Source organism: Sphingobium sp. PAMC28499 (genome assembly GCF_004795815.1).
Lineage (GTDB): Bacteria > Pseudomonadota > Alphaproteobacteria > Sphingomonadales > Sphingomonadaceae > Sphingobium > Sphingobium yanoikuyae.
On sequence record NZ_CP039248.1, the window covers coordinates 2,411,084 to 2,435,401 of the forward strand.

Here is a 24,318-nt window from a genome sequence, read left to right on the forward strand (position 1 = left end):
CCGTCGGCGCTTCGCGCCGCCACCTCCCCGTGCCGGGGAGGAATAGACCAAATCCCCCGCTTGTGCGGCGGGCCGCTTCCCACTAAATCGCGCGCATGACCTCGACCAACGACATTCGCCGCAGCTTCCTCGATTATTTCGGGGCCAATGGCCACACCATCGTTCCGTCCGCGCCGCTGGTGCCGCACAACGACCCGACGCTGATGTTCGTGAACGCCGGCATGGTGCCGTTCAAGAATGTCTTCACCGGTCTGGAAACGCGCCCCTACAAGACCGCGACGTCGAGCCAGAAGTCGGTCCGCGCCGGCGGCAAGCACAACGATCTGGACAATGTCGGCTATACCGCGCGCCACCACACCTTCTTTGAAATGCTGGGCAATTTCAGCTTCGGCGACTATTTCAAGGAACAGGCGATCCATCACGCCTGGACCCTGCTGACCAAGGAATGGGGCCTGCCCGCGGAAAAGCTGACCACGACCGTCTACCACACGGACGACGAGGCGTTCGACCTGTGGAAGAAGATTGCCGGCCTGCCCGATCACAAGATCATCCGCATCCCGACCAAGGATAATTTCTGGGCGATGGGCGACAGCGGCCCGTGCGGTCCCTGCTCGGAAATCTTCTACGACCATGGCGATCATATCTGGGGTGGCCCTCCCGGATCGCCGGAAGAGGATGGCGACCGCTTCGTCGAGATCTGGAACCTGGTCTTCATGCAATATGAGCAGGAAGCCAACGAGATCGTTTCGGAACTGCCCAAGCCCTCGATCGACACCGGCATGGGGCTGGAGCGCATCGCCGCGGTGATGCAGGGCGTCCATAACAATTATGACATCGACACGTTCAAGGCGCTGATCGCCGAGAGCGGGGCGCTGACCCGCACCGCGACCGACGGCGAGTTCCAGGCCAGCCACCGCGTCATCGCCGACCATCTGCGCTCGACCAGCTTCCTGATCGCCGACGGCGTGCTGCCGGCGAATGAAGGCCGTGGCTATGTGCTGCGCCGGATCATGCGCCGCGCCATGCGCCATGCGCACATCATCGGTGCCAAGGATCCGCTGATGTATCGCCTGGTGTCGAGCCTGGTGTCGGAAATGGGCGGTGCCTATCCCGAACTGGTCCGCGCCCAGCCGCTGATCGAGGAAACGCTGCTGCGCGAGGAAACCCGGTTCCGCAAGACGCTGGAAAACGGCCTCAAGCTGCTGGACGAGGCGACCGCCGATCTGGCCGAGGGCGCGACCCTGCCCGGCGAGACCGCGTTCAAGCTCTATGACACCTATGGCTTCCCCTATGACCTGACCGAGGATGCGCTGCGCACCCAGGGCCTGTCTGTCGACCGGGCTGGCTTCGACGCCGCCATGGCCGAGCAGAAGGCCGCGGCGCGCGCCGCCTGGAAGGGATCGGGCGAGAAGGCGTCGGACGAGATCTGGTACGACATCGCCGAAACGCTCGGCAGCACCGAGTTCATCGGCTACGCCTCGACCAAGGGCGAGGGCGAAGTGCTGGCCATCATCAAGGATGGCGCGCGCGTCGATGCGGCGTCGGTCGGCGACAAGGTGACGATCATCACCAACCAGACGCCCTTCTATGGCGAGAGCGGCGGCCAGAATGGCGACGCCGGCACGATCACCACGCTGGGCGGCCTGGTGGCCGAGGTGGCCGACACGTCCAAGCCGCTTGGCCGCCTGCATGCCCATCAGGCGACGATCAGCGCGGGCAGCGTCAAGGTCGGCGATACCGTCAACCTGACGGTGGATGTCGAGCGTCGCGATCGCATTCGCGCCAATCACAGCGCCACTCACCTGCTCCATGCCGCGCTGCGCAAGGAACTGGGCGGCCATGTCACCCAGAAGGGCAGCATGGTCGCGGCCGACCGCCTGCGCTTCGACTTCTCGCATCCCGAGGCACTGACCCAGGCGCAGATCGCCAAGGTCGAGGCCGATGTGAACGCGCAGATCCGTCATAATGACGAGGTCATGACCCGGCTGATGACCCCGGACGACGCGATCGCCGCTGGCGCGATGGCGCTGTTCGGCGAGAAATATGGCGACGAGGTTCGCGTCCTCTCGATGGGTAAGGGCGACGACCACAGCTATTCGGTCGAACTGTGCGGCGGCACCCATGTTCGCGCGCTGGGCGACATCGCCTTGTTCAAGATCGTGTCGGAAAGCGCCGTGTCTTCGGGCGTGCGCCGGATTGAGGCGCTGACCGGCGAGGCGGCGCGCCTGTGGCTGGTCGAGCGTGACGAGAAGCTGCGCCAGACCGCAGCCGCGCTCAAGACCACGCCGGAAGAGGTGCCCGCGCGCATCGCCGCGCTGGTCGAGCAGAGCCGCAAGCTGGAACGGGAACTGGCCGAAGCCAAGAAGGCGCTTGCGCTGGGCGGTGGCGGTTCGGCCAAGCCGGCCGGTCCCGAGAAGGTCGGCAGCGTCGACTTCCTGGGCCAGGTGATCGACGGCCTCGACCCCAAGGAACTGCGCGGCATTGTCGACGGCAACAAGAAGACGCTTGGCAGCGGCGTGTCGGCCGTACTGGCTGTGGTCGATGGCCGCGCGACCATTGCCGTGGGCGTGACCGACGACCTGACCGGTAGCTTCAGCGCGGTCGATCTGGTCCGTGCGGGCGTCGAGGCGCTGGGCGGCAAGGGCGGCGGCGGCCGTGCCGACATGGCCCAGGGCGGCGGCCCCGATGGCGACAAGGCGCAGGCCGCGATCGACGCGGTCAAGGCCGCACTCGCCAGCGTTCCGGCCTGACAGGATGGGGAGGCGCGCCGCCGGTGCGCCTTTCGTCCCTATGCTGCGCCTGATCCTTGCATCCTGTCTGCTCGCCCTGCCGATGACGGCGCGGGCGAGCGAGGCGGTGACCATCACCTCGCCCGAGCCGTTGCCGGCCGCGCATGATCGCGCGCGTCTGTTCCTGGGCGGCAGCATCGACATGGGCAAGGCGACCGACTGGCAGCGCGACATGATTGCGGCGCTGGCCGACGAAAAGGTGACGATCCTGAACCCGCGCCGGGCGGACTGGAACCCGGCCTGGAAGCCCGAAGCGAGCGATCCCCATTTCCGTGGCCAGGTGGAATGGGAACTGGCCGCACTGGACAGCGCCGACATCATCATCCTCTATCTGGCGCCGGGCACGCAGAGCCCGGTCAGCCTGCTGGAAATGGGGCTGCATGCGCGCGGCGGGAAACTGGTCGTGCTGTGTCCCGACGGCTTCTGGCGCAAGGGCAATGTCGACATCACTGCCGCCCGCTATAGCGTGGAACAGGTGTCGACGATCGAGGAACTGACCGCCGTGGTCCGCCGGCGCATCGGCGCGGTCAACAAGGCGCTGCCCGCAGCCAATTGACCCGACCCTGCATGGCTGACAAGTTGCGATGCAGGGGGATATATGGCCAGCATTGCAAGCACATCGTCGCAGCCCAAGGGGATTGCGCCCGACCGTTATGAACGCGTACTGGCGGTGGCGTCCGTCATCCTGCTCGCCGTGGTGCTGACCGCGATCGGGCGGGGGCATGGGCAGTGGGGGCAGGTGCCGGGCCTCGTCTGGTTCCATCTGCTGACGATCCTGGTCGCGTTGGCGCTGACGCCGGTGATGCTGTTGCGGCAGCGCGGCGACGGGCGGCATCGCTGGCTGGGCTGGGTGTGGAGCGGCGCGCTGTTCCTGACCGCGCTTGACAGTTTCCTGCTGCACGGGCCGGGCAGTCGGTTCAGCATCATCCATATCCTGTCGATCTTCACCCTGATCCAGGTGCCGATCATCGTGCTGTCTGCGCGGCGCCATGACCTCAAGCGCCACCGTCGGTCGGTGCGCGGCATGGTGACGGGCGCGCTGCTGATCGCCGGCTTCTTCACCTTCCCGTTCGACCGGATGCTGGGCCACTGGCTGTTTGGCTGAATCTCCGTTTGAGAAAGCCGGTACCAGCCCGCGCCCCCGCCCAACCACCCGACAGGATGACACTGGATCGGGCGGTTGGGCGGGGGCGCGGGCTGGTACCGTAGCGAAAAATCGCCCTTTCGCGATTTTTGAAACAGGCTCTAAGAGGCTGCCATGGATCTGACAGCGTTGATCGACGATATCGTGGCCGCCATGGCCAGGGAGACGGAGCGGGGCACTGTTGCCAGCTATATTCCCGAACTGGCGAAGGTGGATGCCGGCCAGTTCGGGATCGCAATCGCTACTGCCGACGGGCGGCTGCTGACCGGCGGCGACGCTGACACCGGCTTTTCGATCCAGTCCATTTCCAAGGTGTTCGCGCTGACGCTGGCGCTGGGCAAGGTCGGCGACCAGTTGTGGGATCGGGTCGGGCGTGAGCCGTCGGGCAATGCCTTCAACTCCATTGTCCAGCTGGAGCAGGAACATGGCATCCCGCGCAATCCCTTCATCAATGCCGGGGCGATCGTGGTCGCCGACGTCAATCTGGGCGGGCATCAGCCGCGCGTGGCGATCGGCGAGATGCTGCGCTTCGTCCGCTATCTGGCCGGCGACGACGCGATCCGCATCAATGAGGAGGTTGCCGCGTCGGAAACGGCGACCGGCTATCGCAACATGGCGCTCGCCAATTATATGCGCGCCTTCAACAATGTCCGTCATCCGGTCGATCTGGTGCTGGGCAGCTATTTCCATCAATGCGCGATCGAGATGAGCTGCCGGCAACTGGCGCTGGCGGGCCGTTACCTGATGCTCGACGGACGCCACCCCGAGGGCGGACGGGTCGTGTCGCCCAGCCGGGCACGGCGCATCAATGCGCTGATGTTGACCTGCGGCCATTATGATGCGTCGGGCGATTTTGCGTTCCGGGTCGGCATCCCCGGCAAGTCGGGCGTGGGCGGTGGCATATTGGCGATCGTGCCCGGCCGCGCGGCGATCGCGGTCTGGTCGCCCGGTCTTAACGCCAGCGGCAACAGCGCGCTGGGCACCAAAGCGCTGGAGATGCTGGCGCGGCGGACCGGCTGGTCGGTGTTCAGCCCGCCCGAAGTGCATCAGGGCTGACGCGGCGACGCGACAGTCGAAGTTCACAGTGTCGTCAGCATAGATTTGGGCCATTTGCACCGGAAACGCGCCTGCCACGCGCCACCGACGCGACAGTGACGTGACAATCGGGGCACGGCCACGCGCCTTCGACGCGACAGTGAAGCGACAGCCAGGCGACAGCGACGCAACAGTCACTGCCGATCAGTCGCGATGTAGTGAGTGCGTTCCATCGGCAAGGATAGAACAGAGACAGGCGCAATAGGAAAGCCCTAGCGCCTCAGGGCACTTCGTCCTGACGCAGGCGGCGCAGGCGGGGGGCGGATTGTAGCTGGGCGGCTTCCTTGATGCCGACGCGCAGATCCTCGCGCGCCTGGTGGATCGAGGCGATCACCGGCCCCATGGCGACGCCGAGGTCGACCAGCGCGGTTTCGGCCAGTTGCAGCGAGCTTTCGAGCGTTTCGGGCACGGCGTCGCTGGCCCCGGCCTTATAGAGTTGCGCGGCATGATCGGCGTCGCGGGCGCGGGCGATGATCGGCAGGTCAGGCACCCAGCCACGCACCCGCTTGGTGACGCGCACCGACAGGACCGGATCGTCCATCGTCAGGATGAGCGCGCGGGCATGACCAAGGCGCAGGCGGTCGAGCATTTCCGCCCGCGCGACGTCACCGAAGAGGATCGGATAGCCCAGGCGGCGGGCCTCGGCGACGACATCGGGATCGGATTCGACGACGATGAAGCGCTGGCCATGGGTCTTGAGCAGGTCGCAGACCATCTGGCCGACCCGGCCGAAACCGATGACGACGGCCGCCGCCTCGGTCTGGTCCGGTTCGGTCTCGACCCGTTCCTCGCCAATGGCATTTTCCAGCCGCTGGGCGATGTCATGGCCGAAGCGCGCGAGCAGCGGCGTGATGGTGAGGCCGATGGCGGTGACGATCTGCCAGAAGGCGGCGGTAGAAGGCAGGATCAGCTTCGCCGCGGCAGCCGCCGATAGCACAATCAGCGTGGTTTCCGACGGGCTGGACATCAGCACGCCGACTTCCAGCGCAACGCCCTTGCGCACGCCCGAGAAATAGAGAAGCAGGCCGGTGACCAATGTCTTGGCGACGACGACGCCCAGCACGGCCAGCAGCAGGCTGGGCCAGTTGGCGAGGATGACGCGCAGGTCGAGGCTCATGCCCACGGTGATGAGGAAGACGCCGAGCGCGAGGCCCTTGAACGGCGCGGTCATCACCTCGACCTCGCCATGATAGTCGGTCTCTGCGATCAGCAGGCCCGCGAGCAGGGCGCCGACGATCGGCGACAGGCCAGCGATGGAGGTGGCAAGGCTGGAGAGGATGACGACCAGCAGGCTGGCGGCGAGGAAGACTTCCGGGCTCTTGGTGCGCGCTGCCTGGCGGAAGATATGGGGCAGGAAGATGCGGCCGAATACCAGCATCACCGCGATGGTGAGGCCGCCCTTGAGCAGGGTGGTCGCCAGTTCGTTCCAGGCGGCGTCGGGGCTCGTCGCGACCGATGGCGCCAGCGCGCCGAGCATGAAGATGATCGGCACCAGCGCCAGATCCTCGAACAGCAGCATCGAGAAGGCGGAGCGGCCTACGGCGCTCTGGGTGCCGACCATCGGTAGCACCACGGCGGTGGAGGACAGGGCAAGGGCAAGGCCGAGACCGATCGCGCCGGCGGTCGGCTGTCCCAGCAGATAGAGGCCCATGGCAATGAGCGCGGCGCTGCCCAGCAATTCGGTCGCGCCGACGCCGAACACCTGCGCGCGCATGCTCCACAATCGCCGGAAGCTCAGTTCCAGACCTATGGAGAAGAGCAATAATATGACGCCCAGTTCGGCAAATGGCTCAATCGCCGCCCGATTGGAGATGGTGACATGATAGAGCCAGGGATATTGGCCGACCAGCGAGCCAAGTCCTGCCGGACCGACGGCAAGTCCCACCAGGATGAAACCGATGACGGGACTGATGCGGAAGCGGGCGAAACCGGGAATGACCAATCCCGCTGCGCCCAGGATGACGAGGGAGTCGCTGAAGCTCTGGGGATTGATTGCATCGGTCATGGGGCATCATTGCGGGTGACGCACGGAAATGCCAGCCTTTTGCCAAAAGAATTCCGGGCAAATCGCCAGCGCAGGCGGGGGCGGTGCGATGTGACATTTGCGTTACCGGCCTGTAATTTTCCGGACATCCCGACGCAAAACCGGCGGCGCTAGAAGGGCGGTCGGATTTGCTATGGACGAATGGTGATGGGAATGATGGCTGCGCCGCTGCAAGATGCGCCGATCAGTGCCGGGGATATCCTGATCTGGGCAAGGGTCGAACAGGCCCTGGCCGGCAAGAATGCGGCCCTTGCGGCGCAGATCAATGCCCGCGCATGCGGCCGCAGCATGAGCCCCACCGCCGATGTCGAGATTGCGTCCGAACTGGCACGGATGGAAGAGGGGCAACTGGTCAGGCTGTGGCTGGGCGCCGACGATCCCGAACATCCGACCCGCCGGGAAATGCTGGCGCTCGATCGCCTGGCGCTGATCAGCGCCGATTTCTGATTGTCGAGAAAAGCCGCCTGGTGCGGACGATGGGACTTGAACCCATATTCCCAGGGGGAGGCGGATTTTAAGTCCGCTGCGTCTACCGATTTCGCCACGTCCGCGCTGCGCCTTCCCCTGAAGGCTCAGGCGCGGCAGGTCAAGGGGCTGATCAGTCGGCGGCCTTGCCGTTCAGCCGTTCGCGCATTTCCTTGCCCGGCTTGAAATAGGGCACGCGCTTGGCCGAGACCGGCACCTGTTCGCCAGTGCGGGGATTGCGGCCGGTGCGGGCATCGCGGGCGCGGGTGGTGAAGGCGCCGAAGCCGCGCAGTTCGACCCGGCCGCCGCTCGACAGGCGATCGACAATCTCGCGGAAGAAAAGATCGACGATCCTTTCCACTTCCTGCAGGCTGAGGCCCGGATTTTCTTCGCCGAGTTTCTGGATCAGTTCAGAACGGATCATAGTTCCTCCAGCACCCCTAATTTCCCCTGCCGACATTTATAAACAATTGGAAAGCTGTTGACAATCGGGGAGCAACGAAATCGTTTCGATAGGGCAAGGAAGTGGTGGAAGGGCATGAAAAAGCCCGCCGGAACATGGGTTCCGGCGGGCTTTTCTTTGCCTGTTGGCAGGAAGGAAGGGATTAGCCTTCGTTCTTGGCCTTGAGCGCTTCGCCCAGGATGTCGCCCAGCGACGCGCCGCTGTCCGACGAGCCATACTGTGCAACAGCCTGCTTTTCTTCGGCAATCTGCATCGCCTTGACCGAGAAGGTCGGCTTCTTGGCGCGGTCGAAACCGGTCACCATGGCGTCGAACTTCTGACCGATCTGGAAGCGTTCCGAACGCTGTTCGTCGCGGTCGCGGCCCAGGTCGCTGCGCTTGATGAAGCCGGTGGCGCCATCTTCGCCAGCCTGGACTTCCAGGCCGCCGTCGCGAACTTCCAGAACGGTCACGGTGACGATCGCGTTCTTGTTCAGGCCAGCAGCAGCGGCGGTGGTGCCGCCAGCGGCCGGACCGCCACGCTCAAGCTGCTTCATGCCGAGGCTGATGCGCTCCTTCTCGACGTCGATGTCGAGAACGACGGCCTGAACCGTCTCGCCCTTGCGGTGCAGCGCCAGCGCGTCTTCGCCCGAGATGCCCCAGGCGATGTCCGACATATGGACCATGCCGTCGACGTCGCCGTCCAGGCCGATGAACAGGCCGAATTCGGTCGCGTTCTTGACTTCGCCTTCGACGGTCGAACCGATCGGGTGACGTTCTGCGAACGAATCCCACGGGTTCGACTGGGCCTGCTTGAGGCCGAGCGAGATGCGGCGCTTCTCGGGATCGACTTCGAGAACGATGACTTCCACTTCCTGGCTCGTCGAAACGATCTTGCCGGGGTGGACGTTCTTCTTGGTCCAGGACATTTCCGAAACATGGACCAGGCCTTCGATGCCCGGCTCCAGTTCGACGAACGCACCATATTCGGTGATGTTCGTGACGCGGCCCGACAGCTTTGCACCGACCGGGTACTTGGCGGCGGCGCCTTCCCACGGATCATTTTCCAGCTGCTTCATGCCGAGGCTGATGCGCTGGGTTTCGCGGTTGATGCGGATGATCTGGACACGGACGGTATCGCCGATGTTGATCATCTCGTTCGGGTGGTTGATGCGCTTGTACGACAGGTCGGTGACGTGCAGCAGGCCATCGATACCGCCCAGGTCAACGAACGCACCATAGTCGGTGATGTTCTTGACGACGCCTTCGATGATCTGGCCTTCGGCCAGGGTCTGGATCAGGCCCGAGCGCTGTTCGGCGCGGGTTTCTTCCAGGATGGCGCGACGCGACACGACGATGTTGCCACGACGGCGATCCATCTTGAGGATCTGGAAGGGCTGCGGGATGTCCATGAGCGGGGTGACGTCGCGAACCGGGCGGATGTCGACCTGCGAGCCGGGCAGGAAGGCGACGGCGCCGTCGAGGTCGACGGTGAAGCCACCCTTGACGCGGCCGAAGATGACGCCTTCGACGCGGGCGCTTTCGGTGAACTCGGCTTCGAGCTTGTCCCAGGCGGCTTCGCGGCGAGCGCGGTCGCGCGACAGCATGGCTTCGCCATGGGCGTTTTCGACGCGGTCGACATAGACTTCGACTTCGTCGCCGACCTTGAGGTCAGCCTTCTGGCCGGGAGCGGCGAATTCGCGCAGCGGCACGCGGCCTTCCGACTTCAGGCCGACGTCGATCAGCGCCATGTCGTTTTCGATGCCGGTGACGGTGCCCTTTACGACGCGGCCTTCAAAGCCGCCGTCTTCGCCACCGAGAGAATCATTGAGAAGCGCGGCGAAATCGTCGCGCGAGGGGAATGCCGTAGAGGCCATGGTTGGTCCTTCACTCATCATTGCTGGCCAATCGGTTGTGTCCGATGGTCTTTGGCCAAACCACGCATGCGGCCGAATACCGCCTGCGTATCCAAGGAGTTGGGCGTTGGAACGCCAAGCCTGGAAAAGCGAAAAGGGCGCCCGGAATTTCCGCGCGCCTTATCGGGTCACACGGCTACGGGCGACCTTCAAGCTGGGCGTCCACAAGCGCGATGGCCCGCTGGACGGCGGCGTCTATAGTCAAATTGCTGGTATCTAGCAAGTCAGCGCCGTCGGCCACCTTGAGCGGGGCATGGTCGCGGCTCATATCGCGGGTGTCACGCGCCTGGATGTCGGCGATCAGGCTGTCCATGTCGGGCGCGCCGCCATGGGCCTGGGCATCCTTGAAACGGCGTTCGGCGCGGACATGGACGCTGGCGGTGACGAAGATCTTGGCATCGGCGTCCGGCGCGATGACGGTGCCGATGTCGCGCCCGTCGAGGATGGCGCCGCCCGGCTGGGTGGCGAAGTCGCGCTGGCGCTGGACCAGCGCGTCGCGCACGCTCTGATGCACCGACACGCGCGAGGCGAGGCTGCCGACCGCTTCGCTGCGCAGCGCCGGATCGGCCAGGATGGCGTCGTCAAAGCCGCAGGCGGCCAGCGCGTCGGCCTGATGATCCGGGTCGCCGCCCTTTTTCAGCACGGAGAGGCCCACGGCGCGATAGAGCAGGCCGGTGTCGAGCACCGGCAGGCTGTAATGGCGGCCCAGCGCCTTGGCGATCGTGCCCTTGCCCGATGCGGCGGGGCCGTCGACGGCGATGATCATGCGATGGCTCCCAGCGTCTGGAGCAGGGCGGTGAAGGTCGGGAAGCTGGTCGCGACCGGGCGCATGTCGTCGATGGTGACCCCATCGCGCGAAACCAGGCCGGCGACGGCGAAGCTCATGGCGATGCGGTGATCGAGCCTGGTGGCGATCGGGCCGCCGCCGGGCAGGGGCTGGCCGCCGCTGCCTTCGATGATGATGCCGTCCTCCAGTTCCTCGACCGTGACACCGATCGCGCGCAGGCCGGTGGCCATGGTGGCGATGCGGTCCGATTCCTTGACGCGCAGTTCGTCGAGGCCGCGGAAGATGCTGCGGCCATGCGCGAAGGCTGCCGCGACGAAGGCGACGGGATATTCGTCGATCATGCTGGGCGCGCGGGCGGGATCGGGCTCGACGCCGTTCAGGGCAGAGGCGGTGACGACCAGGTCGCCGACCGGCTCGCCGCCGACCTCGCGGGCATTGATGATCTCGATCGACCCGCCCATTTCGCGCAGCAGGTCGATGAGGCCCGCGCGGGTGGCATTGAGGCCGACATTGGCGATCGTCACCTGCGACCCCGGCACCAGCAGTGCCGCGACCATCGGGAAGGCGGCCGACGAGGGGTCGCCGGGCACGACGATATTCTGCGGCTTGAGTTCGGCCTCGCCCTTGAGCGTGATGATGCGGGTGCCGTCGGCCTGGACCTCGACCTCAAGGTCGGCGCCGAAGCCCTTGAGCATGCGTTCGCTATGGTCGCGGGTCGGGATCGGCTCGACCACGCGGGTGATGCCGGGGGTGTTGAGGCCAGCGAGCAGGATTGCCGACTTCACCTGGGCCGAGGCGACCGGCAGGGTGTAGTCGAGTGGCACGGCCGGGCAGGCGCCGGTCATGGTCAGCGGCAAGCGATCACCGGGGCTGGTGGTGAAGCTGGCGCCGACGCGGGAGAGCGGTTCGGTGACGCGCGCCATCGGGCGCTTGCTGAGGGACGCGTCGCCCACGAAGGTGGCGGTGATGCCATGGCTGGCGACCAGGCCCATCAGCAGGCGGGTCGATGTGCCGCTATTGCCCATGTCGAGCGCTTCCTGCGGCTGGAGCAGGCCGCCGACGCCGACGCCATGAATATGCCAGATGCCGTCATCGTCACGGCGGATGTCGGCGCCCATGGCGCGCCCACCGCCGCCATCGGCGGCGGATACTTTGGTAATTTTCGCGCCCATGGCGCGAAGGGCGGCCGCGGTGGCCAGCACATCCTCGCCTTCCAGCAGGCCTTCGACCCGGCTTTCGCCCACGGCCAGGGCGGACAGCATCAGCGAACGGTGGGAAATGCTCTTGTCGCCCGGAACCGCGACGCTGCCGGACAGGGCAGGGGCGGCGGTGAAGGTCATCGGGCTGGGTTGGTCATTATGGCTGGTCACGGGGTATCCATCATCTTGGAACCGAAAAAATGCGCCCGGCTTTTGACAGCGCGGTTTCGCTATGGCAAGGCGCCCGACGTTTCGTGGCCGACTTCTGTCGTGCCGCGTGATTTCTGTTTGAGCATCGAAGAAGGAACAGGCCGGACATGGTGAAGGCTGAATGGGGCACGAAGCGGACCTGCCCGAAATGCGCGACTCGCTTCTATGACCTGGGCAAGGACGACCCGGTGACCTGCATCAACTGCGGCGCCGCCTGGGAGCCCGAACCGGTGCTGAAGTCGAAGCAGCCGCTGCCCTATGAAGAGGCCGCGCCCAAGAAGGTCGTGGAAACGGCCGATGGTGAGCTGGAGACGGCGGACGATGATCTGGACATCGATCTGGACGTCGATGATGATGGCGATTCGCCGGATAATGACGTCGATCTGGGCGGCGATGACGACCTGGGCGTCGATGCCGGCAACGATGACGGCGACGACGACAATTAAGTGAAAATTCTGCTTGCCAACGGGATCGCCTGATCCTAGAGGCAGCGACCTCCGAGGCGCCGGACCCAACGGCGCCTCAAGATGGTACGGGGCCTTAGCTCAGCTGGGAGAGCGCCTGCATGGCATGCAGGAGGTCAGCGGTTCGATCCCGCTAGGCTCCACCAATTTTTTCGGCCGACGGCTTGTGCCGGACATGGTTTGATCCATCGGGACGCGGTTCGCACCGTATCAGGATGGGGCCTTAGCTCAGCTGGGAGAGCGCCTGCATGGCATGCAGGAGGTCAGCGGTTCGATCCCGCTAGGCTCCACCAATTTTTTCGGCCGACGGCTTTTGCCGGACATGGTCTGATCCATCGGGACGCGGTTTGCGCCGTATCAGGATGGGGCCTTAGCTCAGCTGGGAGAGCGCCTGCATGGCATGCAGGAGGTCAGCGGTTCGATCCCGCTAGGCTCCACCATTTTTCTTCACATAGCATCATGCACACGCGCCCCATGGGATTGCGTTGATGGCCTTCGGATTCGGTCGGGCTGGCTGCGGTGTCGTTGCCGATTGGCGGCAAATTTCACTACATTCGCAATAACGATGTCGGGCTTTGACGGCTGACGACCAATTCCAGACCTGTTCCCCCTCCCGCAGGCGGGAGGGGGTTAGGGGGTGGGCTGGGCGTCGCACAAGCCCACCCCGCTGCGACTAATGCGCTTCGCGCATAAGTCTCGCAGCCCCTCCCGCGTGCGGGAGGGGAATGGCGGAAAACCACCCTCTTAGGCCATTCCTGCCTTCGCGAATGAGGACGGGGCAACGCCGTTCAGGCCAGCGTGATGAAGCTGTCCATCACCCGCTTGCGGCCGGCGGTTTCGAAGTCGATTTCCAGCTTGTTGCCCTCGATCGCGGCGATCGTGCCATAGCCGAATTTCTGGTGGAAGACGCGCTGGCCGACGGACACATCGTCGCGGCCCTTGTTGCCGAGCGACACGGCGGAGGTGCGGGCTTCGACGATTCGCACGGGTTCGCGACTGAACTGGCCGCTGGTCTGGGCGCGTTGCCAGCCGGGGCCGCGCGACGAGCCGCGCGCGACATTGGCGAAGGGATCGTCCCGTTCGGACCAGTTGGCGCGCCAGAGCGAGGCGCCGCCGGACATGCTGCTTTCCTCGTCCACATGTTCGGGTGGCAATTCTCCGACGAAGCGGGAGGGGATGCTACTGGTCCACTGGCCATAGATGCGGCGGTTGGCGGCATGAAGGATGGTACAGCGTTTGCGCGCACGGGTGATCGCCACATAGGCGAGGCGCCGTTCCTCCTCCAGGCTGTTGAGCCCGCCTTCGTCGAGTGCGCGCTGCGAGGGGAAGATGCCTTCCTCCCAGCCGGCGAGGAAGACATTGTCGAATTCCAGCCCCTTGGCGGCGTGGATGGTCATGATGGTGAGCTTCTGCTCATCCTGCTGCGCCTCATTGTCCATGACCAGGCTGACATGTTCGAGGAAGGCGCCCAGCGTCTCATATTCCTCCATCGCGCGGGTGAGTTCGCTCAGATTTTCGAGCCGCCCGGCGCTCTCGGTCGAACGTTCGGCCTGGAGCGTGGCGGTATAGCCGCTTTCGTCCAGGATCTGGCGCGCCAGTTCGGCATGGGGCAGTTGTGCGGCGCGATCGCGCCAGCGGGCGAAGTCGCCGATGAAGGCGCCGAGCGAACGGCGCGCCTGGGGTGTCAGTTCGTCGGTGTCGAGGATGCGGGCGGCGGCAAGGGCGAGGGGAATGCCCTCCGCGCGCGCCAGCCGGTGCAGCTTCTCGACCGCCTTGTCGCCCAGGCCGCGCTTCGGCACGTTGACGATGCGTTCGAAGGCCAGGTCGTCGGCCGGCTGGTTGACGAGGCGCAGATAGGCGAGCGCGTCGCGGATTTCGGCGCGCTCATAGAAGCGGAAGCCACCGACGATGCGATAGGGCAGGCCGATCTGGATGAAGCGGTCTTCGAATTCGCGGGTCTGGTGCTGGGCGCGGACGAGGATCGCGACCTCGTCCAGCGAGCCGCCGGCGCGGGCGATCGCCTCGATCTCGTCGCCAACGCGGCGGGCTTCTTCCGGCCCGTCCCACACGCCCAGCACGCGCACCTTTTCGCCGACGTCGATGTCGGTCCACAATGTCTTGCCCAGGCGATTGCCATTTTCCGCGATCACCCCGGAGGCGGCGCCCAGGATATGCGGGGTGGAGCGGTAATTCTGTTCCAGCCGGACGATGACCGCGCCCGGAAAATCCTTTTCGAACCGCAGGATATTGGCGACTTCTGCACCGCGCCATGAATAGATGGACTGATCGTCGTCGCCGACGCAGCAGATATTCTTGCGGGTCTGGGCGAGGAGGCGGAGCCAGAGATACTGGCTGGAGTTGGTGTCCTGATACTCGTCCACCATGATATATTTGAAGCGCTGCTGATATTGTTCCAGCACGTCGCGGTGGCGCTTCAAGATGGTGAGAGAGTGGAGCAGCAAGTCACCGAAATCGCAGGCATTCACCTCGCGCAAACGGGCCTGATAGGCGGCATAGAGCTTTTGCCCCTTGCCATGGGCATAGCCCTCCGCCTCGCCAGCGCCGACTTCCTCCGGGGTGAGGCCCTTATTCTTCCACTGGTCGATCAGACCGGCGAGTTGGCGGGCGGGCCAGCGCTTCTCGTCAATCCCCTCCGCCTGGATCAGCTGCTTCATCAGGCGCAACTGGTCATCGGTGTCGAGGATGGTGAAATTGGACTGAAGGCCCACCAGTTCAGCATGGCGGCGCAGCATCTTGGCCGCGATCGCGTGGAAGGTGCCGAGCCAGGGCATGCCCTCGACCGCCGGGCCGATCATCCGGCCGACGCGCTCGCGCATTTCCCGTGCCGCCTTGTTGGTGAAGGTCACGGCCAGGATTTCCGATGGCCAGGCGCGCTGGGTCGCGACCAGATGGGCGAGGCGGGCGGTGAGCGCCGCGGTCTTGCCCGTGCCCGCGCCGGCCAGCACCAACACCGGCCCCTCCGTAGTCAGCACAGCTTCGCGCTGCGGTTCGTTGAGGCCCTTCAGATAGGGCGGGTCATTGGGAGAGGGGGCAGGCACGGTCATGGGCGATCAACTAGGGATGGGCGGTTGCGGGGGCAAGGGCGGATGGCCTTGCGGCGGGAGGCAATCTATGAGAACAAAAAGAGAATCACGCAAGATGCGAATGGAGCAAGATGATGGTGACGGGGCGGTGCCAGTGCGGGGCGATCCATTATGCGGCGGAGGGCGAGCCGGTTTACAGCGCGCTGTGCCATTGCAGCGATTGTCGGATGAGCGCGGGCGCGCCGATGGTCGGCTGGGCGCTGTTCCCGCATGACAAGGTGACGATAGAGGGCGATCCGGTCACCTATCAGTCGTCGGATAATGCGACCCGCCATTTCTGCGGCACCTGCGGCACCGGGCTGTTCTACACCAACCCGACGGTGTTTCCCGGTATGATCGACATCCAGAGCGCGACGTTGGACGACCAGAGCGCCTTTCCGCCGGCGGTGCATGTCCAATATGCCGAGGCGGCGCCGTGGATGGCGGCGGCGCATGACCTGACCCGGTTCGATCGATACCCGTCGGACTGAGCGCGCGGTCGGCGTCAGCGGCGGCACGGTTCGTCGCTGACGCGGAACAGGCATGCGGGGCGGCCGGTTTTTCCTTTGCTCGGGGCAAGGAGTAGAAGGATCAACCCGATGAAGATCATCATGATCGCCGGCTTTGCCGCTTTGTCGATGGCGGCGCTGCCCGGTCAGGCCGGGGCGCAGGCGATGTCGCCGCCGGCCCAGAACCAGGATCCCAATGCGGCCCAGCCGACCGGCGCGGTGCCGGCCGAGACGGGCATGGTGCCGGCGCCGGCGGACGTGCCGCGCGATCCGGCTGCGCCTGTGGGCACGGCGGCCAATCCTGTGACGGTGGGCGGCAACATGACGCCGCCGCCGACCGAGGCGAAGGCTTATCCGGTCTGCGGCAAGGGCGTGCAGGACGGTTGCGTCAATCCGGGCGAGGCGAAGAAGAGGATGCGCAGGCCGGGCTGACATCCGGATTGGGATCGGCGGCGGCAGGGGTGGGCAGGGCGGCGATGAGCGCCGCGAGGCCAGTCCGGTCGCGCGCCGCGTCGGCCAGGCTATAGCCGTCCAGCACCGTCAGGAAAGCACCGACCGCCTGCGCCAATATGCCTGACAAGCCGCAGGCCGGGCGGATCGCACAGGATGCGCAATCGGCCATCGCCATGTCCGGCTCGCTATGGCGTACGACCGCGCCGATGCGGATATCGACAGGATCGGCGGCAAGGGCGAAGCCGCCGCCCCGACCGCGCTGGGTGCGGATGAAGCCACCCTGGCCCAGGCCATGCACCACCTTCATCAGATGATTGCGCGACAGGCCATAGGCATCGGCAATTTCCGGGATCGTCGCCCGTCCGCCCGGCACGGCGGCGAGATGGATCAGCACGCGCAGCGCATAGTCGGTGTGGCGGGTCAATTGCATCGCGCCCTCCTATCCTGCGGGCAGAGCGTCATAAACATATATTCAATTTACATCTTAAAAGATGCATATTAAATGAACCTTATTGAGTCCCCGATAAGGAGCCTGTCATGCGCGAAAATCTGTCCCCTGAAACCATCGCCATCGTGAAAGCGACCGGCCCGGCGCTGCGCCGTCATGGCGTCGAGATCACCACCCGCATGTATGCGCGGCTGTTCGAGGATGCGTCGATCAAGGACATGTTCGATCAGGCCGCCCAAGCCAGCGGCGAGCAGCCGCGCCGGCTCGCGGCGGCGATCCTGGGCTTTGCCGAGAATGTCGACAAGTTGCAGGCGCTGGACGGCGCGATTGCGCGCATGGTGCAGCGCCATGTCGATACCGGCGTGCAGCCGGACCATTACCCCAAGGTAGCGGCCGCGCTGTTGCCGGCGATCCGCGAGGTGCTGGGCGAAGAAGTGGCGACCGATGAAGTGCTGGCCGCCTGGGCGGAGGCCTATGGCTTCCTGGCCGATATCCTGATCGGCAAGGAACAGGCGGCCTACGCAGAGGCCGCCTGATATTCCGCCTGAGCGTTACGCGGCGGGTGCGCTGTCCTCTGCGCGGAGCAGGGTGAGGCGCGCCTTGCCGACGTCGCGCACGGCGTCGACGATGAAGCCCTTGACCGCCACGTCTTCGCGCCGATCGGTTTCGATGCTGATCCAGGTGGCGGGGCTGGTCCAGCCCAGGCGCGCCAGCTTGTCGAGTGCGACCTGGCCCGCGCCGGTGTCATAGGGCGGGTCCATGAAGATGAGGTCGAGCGGCGTCTTCGTCGGGCCGAGCGACAGCACGCTGGTCTGGCGGATGTCTGGGCGCAGGCCGAGCTTGTCGCCATTGGCGCGGATCGCGTCGATCGCCGCCTTGTCCTGCTCGACGAACAGGCAGGAGCCGGCGCCGCGCGACAGGGCTTCAAAGCCCAGCGCACCCGAGCCGGCGAAGAAGTCGCCCACGGCCAGCCCCTCGAACGATCCCAGCCGGCTCGCCAGCATCGAAAAGAGCGTTTCGCGGGTGCGGTCGCCGGTGGGACGGGTGGCGTCGCCCTTGGGCGCGACCAGCGGACGGCCGCGCCATTGGCCCGAGATGATCCTCATTTCTGTGCTTTCTTCAGGCTGCTGCGGAAGGCGACCAGGTCATGCTGGCGCACTTCCTCGACCGCGCCGCCAGGCAGTTCGCCCAGCTCGAACGGGCCGTAGCTGGTGCGGATCAGGCGATTGACCTTGAGTTCGAAATGTTCGAGCACGCGGCGGACTTCGCGGTTCTTGCCCTCGGTCAGGGTCATTTCGATCCACTGGTTGCGGCCGGTGCGCCGTTCCAGATTGGCCTCGATCGGACCATATTGGATGCCGTCAATCTCGATGCCGTCGAACAGATCCTCCAACTGCTGCTGGCTGACCTCGCCAAAGGCGCGGGCGCGATAGGTACGCGGCACGCCGGTCGAGGGCAATTCCATCTCGCGCTTGAACTCGCCATCGGTGGTGAGCAGCAACAGTCCCTCGGTATTCATGTCGAGGCGGCCGATCGGCATCAGGCGCGGCAGGTCGTCGGGGAGGATGTCGTAGATGGTCGGCCGTCCGGCGGGGTCGCGCTCGGTGGTGAGGAAGCCGGTCGGCTTGTGGAACAGGAACAGGCGTGCGGGGGCGGGCGCGGCGACCGGATCGCCGTCCACGGTGACGCCATGGAGCGAGGTCAGCAGCGTCGCGGGGGTGTCGATCGTGACGCCGTCCCTGGCGATACGGCCTTCCTCGATCATCCGCTCGATCTCGCGGCGCGAGGCGATGCCGGCGCGGGCGAGCAGCTTGGCGATGCGCTGTGGTTCGCCCTTGCCGCTGGTTTCCGCGGCGGCGCGGGCCGGGTGCGGGTTGGCGACATGGGGCGCAGCCGGCTTCTTGTTGCCGGGACGGCGCGGCGGATAGGATGTGCCGGGCGTGCGGATTCCGGGGCGCGGGCGAGCCGGACGGTCACCGAAAGCGGGGCGGGCGGCGCGTTCGCCAAAGGGCGCGCGGGCGGGGCGTTCGGCGCGATCCGGCTGGGCGGCGCGATCGGGGCGGCCACGGGCCGGGCGTTCGCTGCGTTCACCGCGCGCTTCGCCGAAGCGGCCACGGCCTTCGCCGGTGGCGTTGCGATCGGGACGCGCGCCACGGGCGGGCCGTTCGCCACGGCCTTCTTCGCGGTTTCCGGCAAAACGACCAGCACGGCCTTCACCCGAAGCGCTGCGATCGGGGCGGGCGCCGCGACCTTCGCCGCGTTCACCACGACCGTCGCCGAAGCGATTGCCGCGGGCTTCGCCGGGGCCATTGCGATCGGGGCGTTCGCCACGCGGGGCGGGGCGGCCCGGACGGCCTTCGCTGCGGCTGTCAAAACGACCTTCGTTGCGACCATCCGATCGGGCGTCCGATCGGGCGGGGCCACGGCCCGTGCCGCGATCGGCGCCGCCACGCGATCCGGGGCCGGAGGGACGCTTGGGACCGCCCGGACCTGACCGGCGCGGCGGACCAGATTTTTTTGGCGGTTCCACTTGATGCATTCCTTTTCGTGACGGGTGGCCATCCCCATATCAGGGCGGCATGTGCAATATGATGAACGGTGCCATAGCGCCGTCCATGTGAACGGCAAAGCCCCGGCCGGGCGCAACCCGGCGCCGGGGCGCGGCGTTGGTCGGTTGCATGGCGGAAACGGGGCAGGACAGCAAATGTTTTTCGGGCGAATCAGAGGGGACGACACCGCCAGGGACGGGGCCAGAGACGGGGCAGGGGCGCCGCGCAACGCCATCCGCAGCGTGCTGGTGGTGGAGGATGAACCGCTCGTCGCCTTCGACCATGAGCATATCCTGTCCCAGGCAGGCTATCGTATCGCCGCCACCGTCGACAGTCACACTCATGCTGCCCGCGTGATCGATGCCGGATCGGTCGATCTGGTCGTCACCGACATCAATCTGCGCGGTGGGCGCTGCGGCATAGAGGTCGCGCGCCATGCCCATGCGCGCCAATTGCCGGTGCTGTTCGTCACCGGTGCCTGTCCCGCTGATGCGCGATCGCTGGCGGTCGGCTGTCTCGCCAAGCCCTTCGCCCCGCGCGACCTGCTGGCGGCGATCGCGGTGGTCGATGCGGTGCTGGCCGGTCGCGCGCCACCACGCAAGCCGCGCGGCATGAAGCTGTTTGCCGAGATCGCCTGACGCTGGGCTGATCCGGGGCAGGCGGTCGGCCGTGCCGCTTGCCTCTGCTGCATTTGCTCATATGGTGGCGCCCGTAGTGAACGGGCGCGGGGAATATGTGTGATAGATATCGCCGAGGGTAAACGGAACTGGCGGGATGTCATGCGTCCCTATTTCGGGAAAATGCCGTTCGTGGCCTTGTTGATCGGCATATCGAGCGGGTTTCCGCTTATGCTGCTGCTTGGCACGATGGGCTATTGGCTATCCAAAGTGGGTATCCAGAAGTCTACGATCGGTTTCGCTATCGGCCTGACGACACCCTATACGCTCAAATGGCTCTGGGCGCCGTTGGTCGATAAACTCCCGCTTCCGATCCTTACGCGGCTTTTCGGTCAGCGGCGCGCCTGGCTGTTTTTCATTCAGTTGCTGCTGTTCGGCGCGATCTGGATGCTGGGGAGCAGCGATCCTGCCAATCATCTTGGCTATTTCGCCTTTTGCGCGATCCTCGTCTCCTTCCTGGGCGCGACACAGGATATCGTGATCGACGCCTATCGCATCGAGATATTGAGCGATGAAGAGATGCCTTATGGCACGGCGACCAACCAGTTCGGTTATCGGCTTGGCGCCTTCTTTTCCGGGGTCGGGACGATCTTCCTCTATTCACCGCAGACAGGACTCGGCCTTGGCTGGCCGCTTGCATATGGTCTGACCGCCTTGCTGGTGCTGCCGGGCGCGCTTGGCGCGCTCTGGGCGGGGCCGGGCACTTATGTCGATCGCCATGGGGAAATGGCCGGGAAGCAGTTCGGCGCATGGCTAAAGGAAACCGTGCTCAATCCCTTTATCGAATTTCTGGGGCGCAGGGGATCGGTTCTGATCCTGCTGTTCGTGCTGCTCTACAAAATAGGCGACGCGATGGGGCAGGGCATGCTCAATCCGATGATCGTCGATCTTGGGTTCACCGATGCTGAGTTTATCGCCATCAACAAGGTCGTCGGTTTCTGGGGCCTGATCGTCGGCACGGCCTTGGCTGCGCCTTTCATCGCATGGCTCGGCATGGGGCGCGCCCTGTTTATATCGGGGCTGATGATGATGCTCAGCAATTTGACGTTCGTCATCGTTGCGATGCACGGTCATTCGAATTTGTGGCTGACCATAGCGGTGGCGACGGAGCAGGTGACGAGCGGTATCGGTTTGACGGTGTTCGTCACCTATCTGTCCGGCCTTTCCAGCCTTGCCTACACCGCAACCCAATTCGCATTATTGTCATCGTTCGCTGCTGTAGGTCGCACTTGGCTGGCTGCGCCGGCAGGGATCATCGCTGAGAATGTGGGATGGGTCGGATTCTGGCTGACGACGGTCGTCGCGGCATTGCCCGGCATGCTGTTGCTCTGGCTGATCTGGCATAAGGGCTTTGTCGTGGACAGCGTTCGTCAGCCCAGCACGACGGACGACTGAGGTGACGAATAGGTCGAACAATCAGGACTTTTGCATCGCATGATCTTCCTCGTCGCGTCCATCTGTATCCAGATCATCTGTGCGGTCGATGTCGTGCGCAGCGGCCGCAACCAGATCTGGATGCTGTTCATCTTCCTTTTCTCGCTGGCGGGCTGCTTTGCCTATCTGATGCTGGAGGTGCTGCCGGCCTATTGGGGCAATCGCCATCTGCGCACCGCGCGCAGCCAGGTGGTCGGCAAGGTTGATCCCGAACGCGGTCTGCGCAAGGCGCGGGCTGATCTGGATCTGGCGGAGACCGCCGCCAACCGGATTGCGCTGGGCGATGCGCTGCTGGACCTGGGCCGCTTTGCCGAGGCGGAGGCGGCCTATCGCAAGGGGCTGGCGCTGGGACCGGGGCAGGACGCGACGACGCAGGTCAAGCTGGCGCAGACCATGTTCGAACTGGGACGCAGCCGCGAGGGGTTGGCGGAGCTGGACGATGTGCCCGACGTCGGCCGGGGCAGCGAATGGGATCGGCGCGCGCTGCTGCGGGCGCGGATGCTGGCCGATATCGGTGAGGATGCGCAGGCGCGCCTGCTGTTCGAGGATGTGATGAGCCGCTATGCCGGCGAGGAGGCGCGCTGCCATTATGCCGCCTTCCTGCTGGAGCAGGGTGACCGGCTGCGCGCGCGGCAGATATTGGAGGAGGTCGAGCAGCGGGCCAGGCGGCTCGACCGCACCCAGCGTGCCGCCCAGGCCGACATGTATCGCTGGGCCGGCGAGCGGCTGGCGGAGTTGCGGAAGGCGGCGGCTTAAGAGGCGGCGTAGAGGTCCAGCGGCCGGCCAAGGTCGCTATGCGCCTGCGCCACCGCCTGCAGGCAGGTGAGCGCGCCCAGCGCATCGTCATTGCCCAGCAGTCCCGAGACATTGTCGAAGGCGGTATGCGGATCGCGCAGCGCATCGCCCACCGCCTGCATGATCGCCGCCTCGTCCGCGGTCATCCGCGCGCAGCAACAGGGCGCGACCAATATCTTGCGGCTGGCGGCGCGCGCCAGTTCCAGCATCATCGCGCGCATCAGCACCAGGGGCCGGCGATAGCTTTTGCCGAAGGCGCCCAGCATCGCATTGGCGGCATGGGCATCATTGACCCCCGCCGTCGCCATGCGGCGCATGACGAACAGGAACAGCCGATTGCCATAGCCGCCCGGAATGGGCCGGGGCAGTTCGACGGGGTAGCTTTCTCCATATGCCATGCGGGTGCGCCTTTGTGTGACTCGGGGACACACAAGCTACGCTATTGCGAGGCATTCGCAAGTCTAAATCAGTCGGGTAATTGTCCGTTCAACCGCAAAATCTCTCCGGCCATATAGAGCGAGCCGGCGATCAGGATGATGGGTGCCGCATCCTGGGCTTGGGCGGCATCCTGCGCGATGGCGGCGATCGCCGCTTCCGGACCGTCATGGGCGGTGCAGCCTATGCCCCAGCGGGCGGCGACGGCGGCAAAGCGTTCGGGCGGATGATGATCATGCCCCGGCACCGGCAGCGCATGGATATGGGCGATGCGGCCGCCGAACGGGGCGAGATAGGCGTCCATATCCTTGTTGGCGAGCATGCCGATGACGAGCTGGATCTGGCGGCTATGCAGCCGGTCGGCGGTGAAGAAGGCGCTGATCGCCTGGCCGGCGGCTTCGTTATGGCCGCCGTCAAGCCAGGCTTCCGCCGCGTCGGGCAGGGCGGCGAGCAACGGCCCGCGCTCCAGCCGTTGCAGCCGGGCGGGCCAGTGCGCCCAGAGCGGCGCGGCCTTCAGCGCCGCCTCGCTGACCGGCACGGCCTGCTGATGGCGGAGCATGGCGATGGCCAGCGCGACATTCTGGACCTGATGGGCGCCGGGCAGGCGCGGCATCGGCACGTCGACATGGCCCTGTTCGTCGCGATAATGGACCCGGTCGCGATAGACGGCGGCGTCCCAGGCGGTGCCCATGGCGAGCCATCGGGTGCCGGCGCGATCCGCGGCGTCCTGCATCACCGGGGCGAGGGCGGCGTCATAACGCTGCGTCACCAGCGGTGCGCCAGGCTTGGCGATGCCGGCCTTTTCCGCGGCGATCATGGGCAGCGTGTCACCCAGGAAGGCCTGATGATCGATGCCGAGCTGGGCGATGCCGCAGACGACCGGATCGACGATGACGTTGGTGGCATCGAGCCGCCCGCCAAGGCCGACCTCTATGATGCAGGCGTCGGCATCATGTTCGGCAAAGGCGAGGAAGGCAGCGGCGGTCGTCACCTCGAAGAAGCTGGCGCCGATCCCCTCGGCCACATCCAGCACGCGGGCGAGATAGGCGGCGAGCATGGCATCGTCGATCAGCTTGCCGGCGATGCGGATGCGTTCGTTGAAGCGGACCAGATGAGGCGAGGTGAAGACATGGACGGTCTTGCCGTCCGCCTCCAGCGCGGCGCGCAGGAAGGCGCAGGTCGACCCCTTGCCATTGGTGCCGGCGACATGGAAGACCGGCGGCAGGCGAAGGTGCGGATCGTCCAGCCGCTCGAGCAGCCGGGTGATCCGCTCCAATCCCAATATGTCGGCGCCGGGGGACAGCGACCAGAGCCGGTCAAGCTGGGCCTGGACCTGCGGGTCGTCCGAAACGGCATGGTCGGCCATGGCGCGCTGATCCCC

Annotated in this window: 23 protein-coding genes and 4 tRNA genes; 15 read left to right on the forward strand and 12 right to left on the reverse strand. The window is 65.6% G+C overall.

The annotated features are described in order from the left end of the window. The first annotated feature begins 95 nt into the window (after positions 1-95). From alaS to E5554_RS11725, 4 genes are all read left to right on the forward strand, one after another. On the forward strand, positions 96-2,750 hold the full coding sequence (alaS, locus tag E5554_RS11710; RefSeq protein WP_136186880.1) for an alanine--tRNA ligase: 2,655 nt from the start codon (positions 96-98) through the stop codon (positions 2,748-2,750). Positions 2,751-2,790: 40 nt separating this feature from the next. After that, positions 2,791-3,345, forward strand: a complete 555-nt coding sequence (locus tag E5554_RS11715; protein WP_136186881.1) for a nucleoside 2-deoxyribosyltransferase domain-containing protein — start codon at positions 2,791-2,793, stop codon at positions 3,343-3,345. Between the two features lie 42 nt (positions 3,346-3,387). Then, positions 3,388-3,894: a hypothetical protein gene (locus E5554_RS11720; RefSeq protein WP_136186882.1), complete on the forward strand. Its 507-nt coding sequence runs from the start codon at positions 3,388-3,390 to the stop codon at positions 3,892-3,894. A 153-nt stretch (positions 3,895-4,047) separates the two neighbouring features. Beyond that, a complete protein-coding gene (locus E5554_RS11725; protein WP_136186883.1) occupies positions 4,048-4,989 on the forward strand; it encodes a glutaminase in 942 nt (313 codons plus the stop codon). A gap of 259 nt (positions 4,990-5,248) precedes the next feature. On the opposite strand, the gene E5554_RS11730 is transcribed toward E5554_RS11725, so the two are convergent. After that, the gene (locus E5554_RS11730) at positions 5,249-7,033 is read right to left on the reverse strand and encodes a cation:proton antiporter (RefSeq protein WP_004207677.1); all 1,785 of its coding nucleotides are present in this window, start codon (positions 7,031-7,033) and stop codon (positions 5,249-5,251) included. A gap of 186 nt (positions 7,034-7,219) precedes the next feature. Between E5554_RS11730 and E5554_RS11735 the strand changes: the two genes are divergently transcribed. Continuing rightward, entirely contained in the window at positions 7,220-7,519 is a 300-nt protein-coding gene (locus tag E5554_RS11735) for a hypothetical protein (RefSeq protein WP_099233156.1), read from the forward strand. A gap of 18 nt (positions 7,520-7,537) precedes the next feature. Here the strand turns inward: E5554_RS11735 and E5554_RS11740 are convergent. The 5 genes from E5554_RS11740 to aroA all read right to left on the reverse strand — a co-directional run bounded on the left by E5554_RS11740 (position 7,538) and on the right by aroA (position 12,051). Continuing rightward, positions 7,538-7,623, reverse strand: a tRNA-Leu gene (locus E5554_RS11740). Between the two features lie 47 nt (positions 7,624-7,670). Continuing rightward, positions 7,671-7,961, reverse strand: a complete 291-nt coding sequence (locus E5554_RS11745; protein ID WP_004207675.1) for an integration host factor subunit beta — start codon at positions 7,959-7,961, stop codon at positions 7,671-7,673. Positions 7,962-8,142: 181 nt separating this feature from the next. Beyond that, the gene (rpsA, locus tag E5554_RS11750; RefSeq protein ID WP_004207674.1) at positions 8,143-9,855 is read right to left on the reverse strand and encodes a 30S ribosomal protein S1; all 1,713 of its coding nucleotides are present in this window, start codon (positions 9,853-9,855) and stop codon (positions 8,143-8,145) included. A 175-nt stretch (positions 9,856-10,030) separates the two neighbouring features. Next, on the reverse strand, positions 10,031-10,660 hold the full coding sequence (locus E5554_RS11755) for a d(CMP) kinase (RefSeq protein WP_136186884.1): 630 nt from the start codon (positions 10,658-10,660) through the stop codon (positions 10,031-10,033). Continuing rightward, entirely contained in the window at positions 10,657-12,051 is a 1,395-nt protein-coding gene (gene aroA / locus E5554_RS11760; RefSeq protein WP_136186885.1) for a 3-phosphoshikimate 1-carboxyvinyltransferase, read from the reverse strand. Before aroA ends, E5554_RS11755 begins: the two co-directional genes overlap by 4 nt. A gap of 146 nt (positions 12,052-12,197) precedes the next feature. On the opposite strand from aroA, the gene E5554_RS11765 reads away from it, so the two are divergent. The 4 genes from E5554_RS11765 (at position 12,198) to E5554_RS11780 (ending at position 12,994) form a co-directional block, all read left to right on the forward strand. After that, entirely contained in the window at positions 12,198-12,536 is a 339-nt protein-coding gene (locus E5554_RS11765) for a TIGR02300 family protein (protein WP_004207671.1), read from the forward strand. A gap of 88 nt (positions 12,537-12,624) precedes the next feature. Then, a tRNA-Ala gene (locus tag E5554_RS11770) sits at positions 12,625-12,700 on the forward strand. Positions 12,701-12,771: 71 nt separating this feature from the next. Then, positions 12,772-12,847 (forward strand) — tRNA-Ala (locus E5554_RS11775). A gap of 71 nt (positions 12,848-12,918) precedes the next feature. Then, a tRNA-Ala gene (locus tag E5554_RS11780) sits at positions 12,919-12,994 on the forward strand. Positions 12,995-13,342: 348 nt separating this feature from the next. Here the strand turns inward: E5554_RS11780 and E5554_RS11785 are convergent. Continuing rightward, positions 13,343-15,619, reverse strand: a complete 2,277-nt coding sequence (locus E5554_RS11785) for a UvrD-helicase domain-containing protein (protein WP_136186886.1) — start codon at positions 15,617-15,619, stop codon at positions 13,343-13,345. Positions 15,620-15,732: 113 nt separating this feature from the next. On the opposite strand from E5554_RS11785, the gene E5554_RS11790 reads away from it, so the two are divergent. Then, positions 15,733-16,128 carry a GFA family protein gene (locus E5554_RS11790; protein WP_136188327.1) on the forward strand — a complete coding sequence of 132 codons (396 nt, stop codon included), beginning with the start codon at positions 15,733-15,735 and terminating at the stop codon, positions 16,126-16,128. Positions 16,129-16,236: 108 nt separating this feature from the next. Then, positions 16,237-16,578, forward strand: a complete 342-nt coding sequence (locus E5554_RS11795; RefSeq protein WP_010336087.1) for a hypothetical protein — start codon at positions 16,237-16,239, stop codon at positions 16,576-16,578. Here the strand turns inward: E5554_RS11795 and E5554_RS11800 are convergent. After that, a complete protein-coding gene (locus E5554_RS11800; protein ID WP_136186887.1) occupies positions 16,535-17,029 on the reverse strand; it encodes an Rrf2 family transcriptional regulator in 495 nt (164 codons plus the stop codon). The genes E5554_RS11795 and E5554_RS11800 overlap by 44 nt on opposite strands. A 107-nt stretch (positions 17,030-17,136) precedes the next feature. Between E5554_RS11800 and E5554_RS11805 the strand changes: the two genes are divergently transcribed. Then, on the forward strand, positions 17,137-17,583 hold the full coding sequence (locus E5554_RS11805; RefSeq protein WP_010336090.1) for a globin domain-containing protein: 447 nt from the start codon (positions 17,137-17,139) through the stop codon (positions 17,581-17,583). Positions 17,584-17,598: 15 nt separating this feature from the next. Here the strand turns inward: E5554_RS11805 and rsmD are convergent, their stop codons facing one another. Together rsmD and E5554_RS11815 are read right to left on the reverse strand one after the other, a co-directional pair. After that, complete coding sequence (gene rsmD / locus E5554_RS11810) at positions 17,599-18,153, reverse strand: 16S rRNA (guanine(966)-N(2))-methyltransferase RsmD (RefSeq protein ID WP_004207665.1); 555 nt, start codon at positions 18,151-18,153, stop codon at positions 17,599-17,601. After that, entirely contained in the window at positions 18,150-19,577 is a 1,428-nt protein-coding gene (locus E5554_RS11815) for a pseudouridine synthase (protein WP_136186888.1), read from the reverse strand. Before E5554_RS11815 ends, rsmD begins: the two co-directional genes overlap by 4 nt. Before the next feature lie 174 nt (positions 19,578-19,751). On the opposite strand from E5554_RS11815, the gene E5554_RS11820 reads away from it, so the two are divergent. From E5554_RS11820 to E5554_RS11830, 3 genes are all read left to right on the forward strand, one after another. Further along, complete coding sequence (locus E5554_RS11820; protein WP_026109123.1) at positions 19,752-20,234, forward strand: response regulator; 483 nt, start codon at positions 19,752-19,754, stop codon at positions 20,232-20,234. A gap of 141 nt (positions 20,235-20,375) precedes the next feature. After that, on the forward strand, positions 20,376-21,668 hold the full coding sequence (locus E5554_RS11825; RefSeq protein ID WP_136186889.1) for an MFS transporter: 1,293 nt from the start codon (positions 20,376-20,378) through the stop codon (positions 21,666-21,668). Between the two features lie 39 nt (positions 21,669-21,707). Next, positions 21,708-22,463, forward strand: coding sequence for a tetratricopeptide repeat protein (locus tag E5554_RS11830; protein ID WP_136186890.1), 756 nt, complete (start codon positions 21,708-21,710; stop codon positions 22,461-22,463). On the opposite strand, the gene E5554_RS11835 is transcribed toward E5554_RS11830, so the two are convergent. Beyond that, a complete protein-coding gene (locus E5554_RS11835) occupies positions 22,460-22,900 on the reverse strand; it encodes a DUF6628 family protein (RefSeq protein ID WP_069338132.1) in 441 nt (146 codons plus the stop codon). The two genes, E5554_RS11830 and E5554_RS11835, sit on opposite strands and share 4 nt — an antisense overlap. A gap of 68 nt (positions 22,901-22,968) precedes the next feature. Further along, positions 22,969-24,303 (reverse strand): folylpolyglutamate synthase/dihydrofolate synthase family protein, encoded by a 1,335-nt coding sequence (locus E5554_RS11840; protein WP_136186891.1) that lies wholly within the window; start codon positions 24,301-24,303, stop codon positions 22,969-22,971. Between the last annotated feature and the right edge of the window lie 15 nt (positions 24,304-24,318).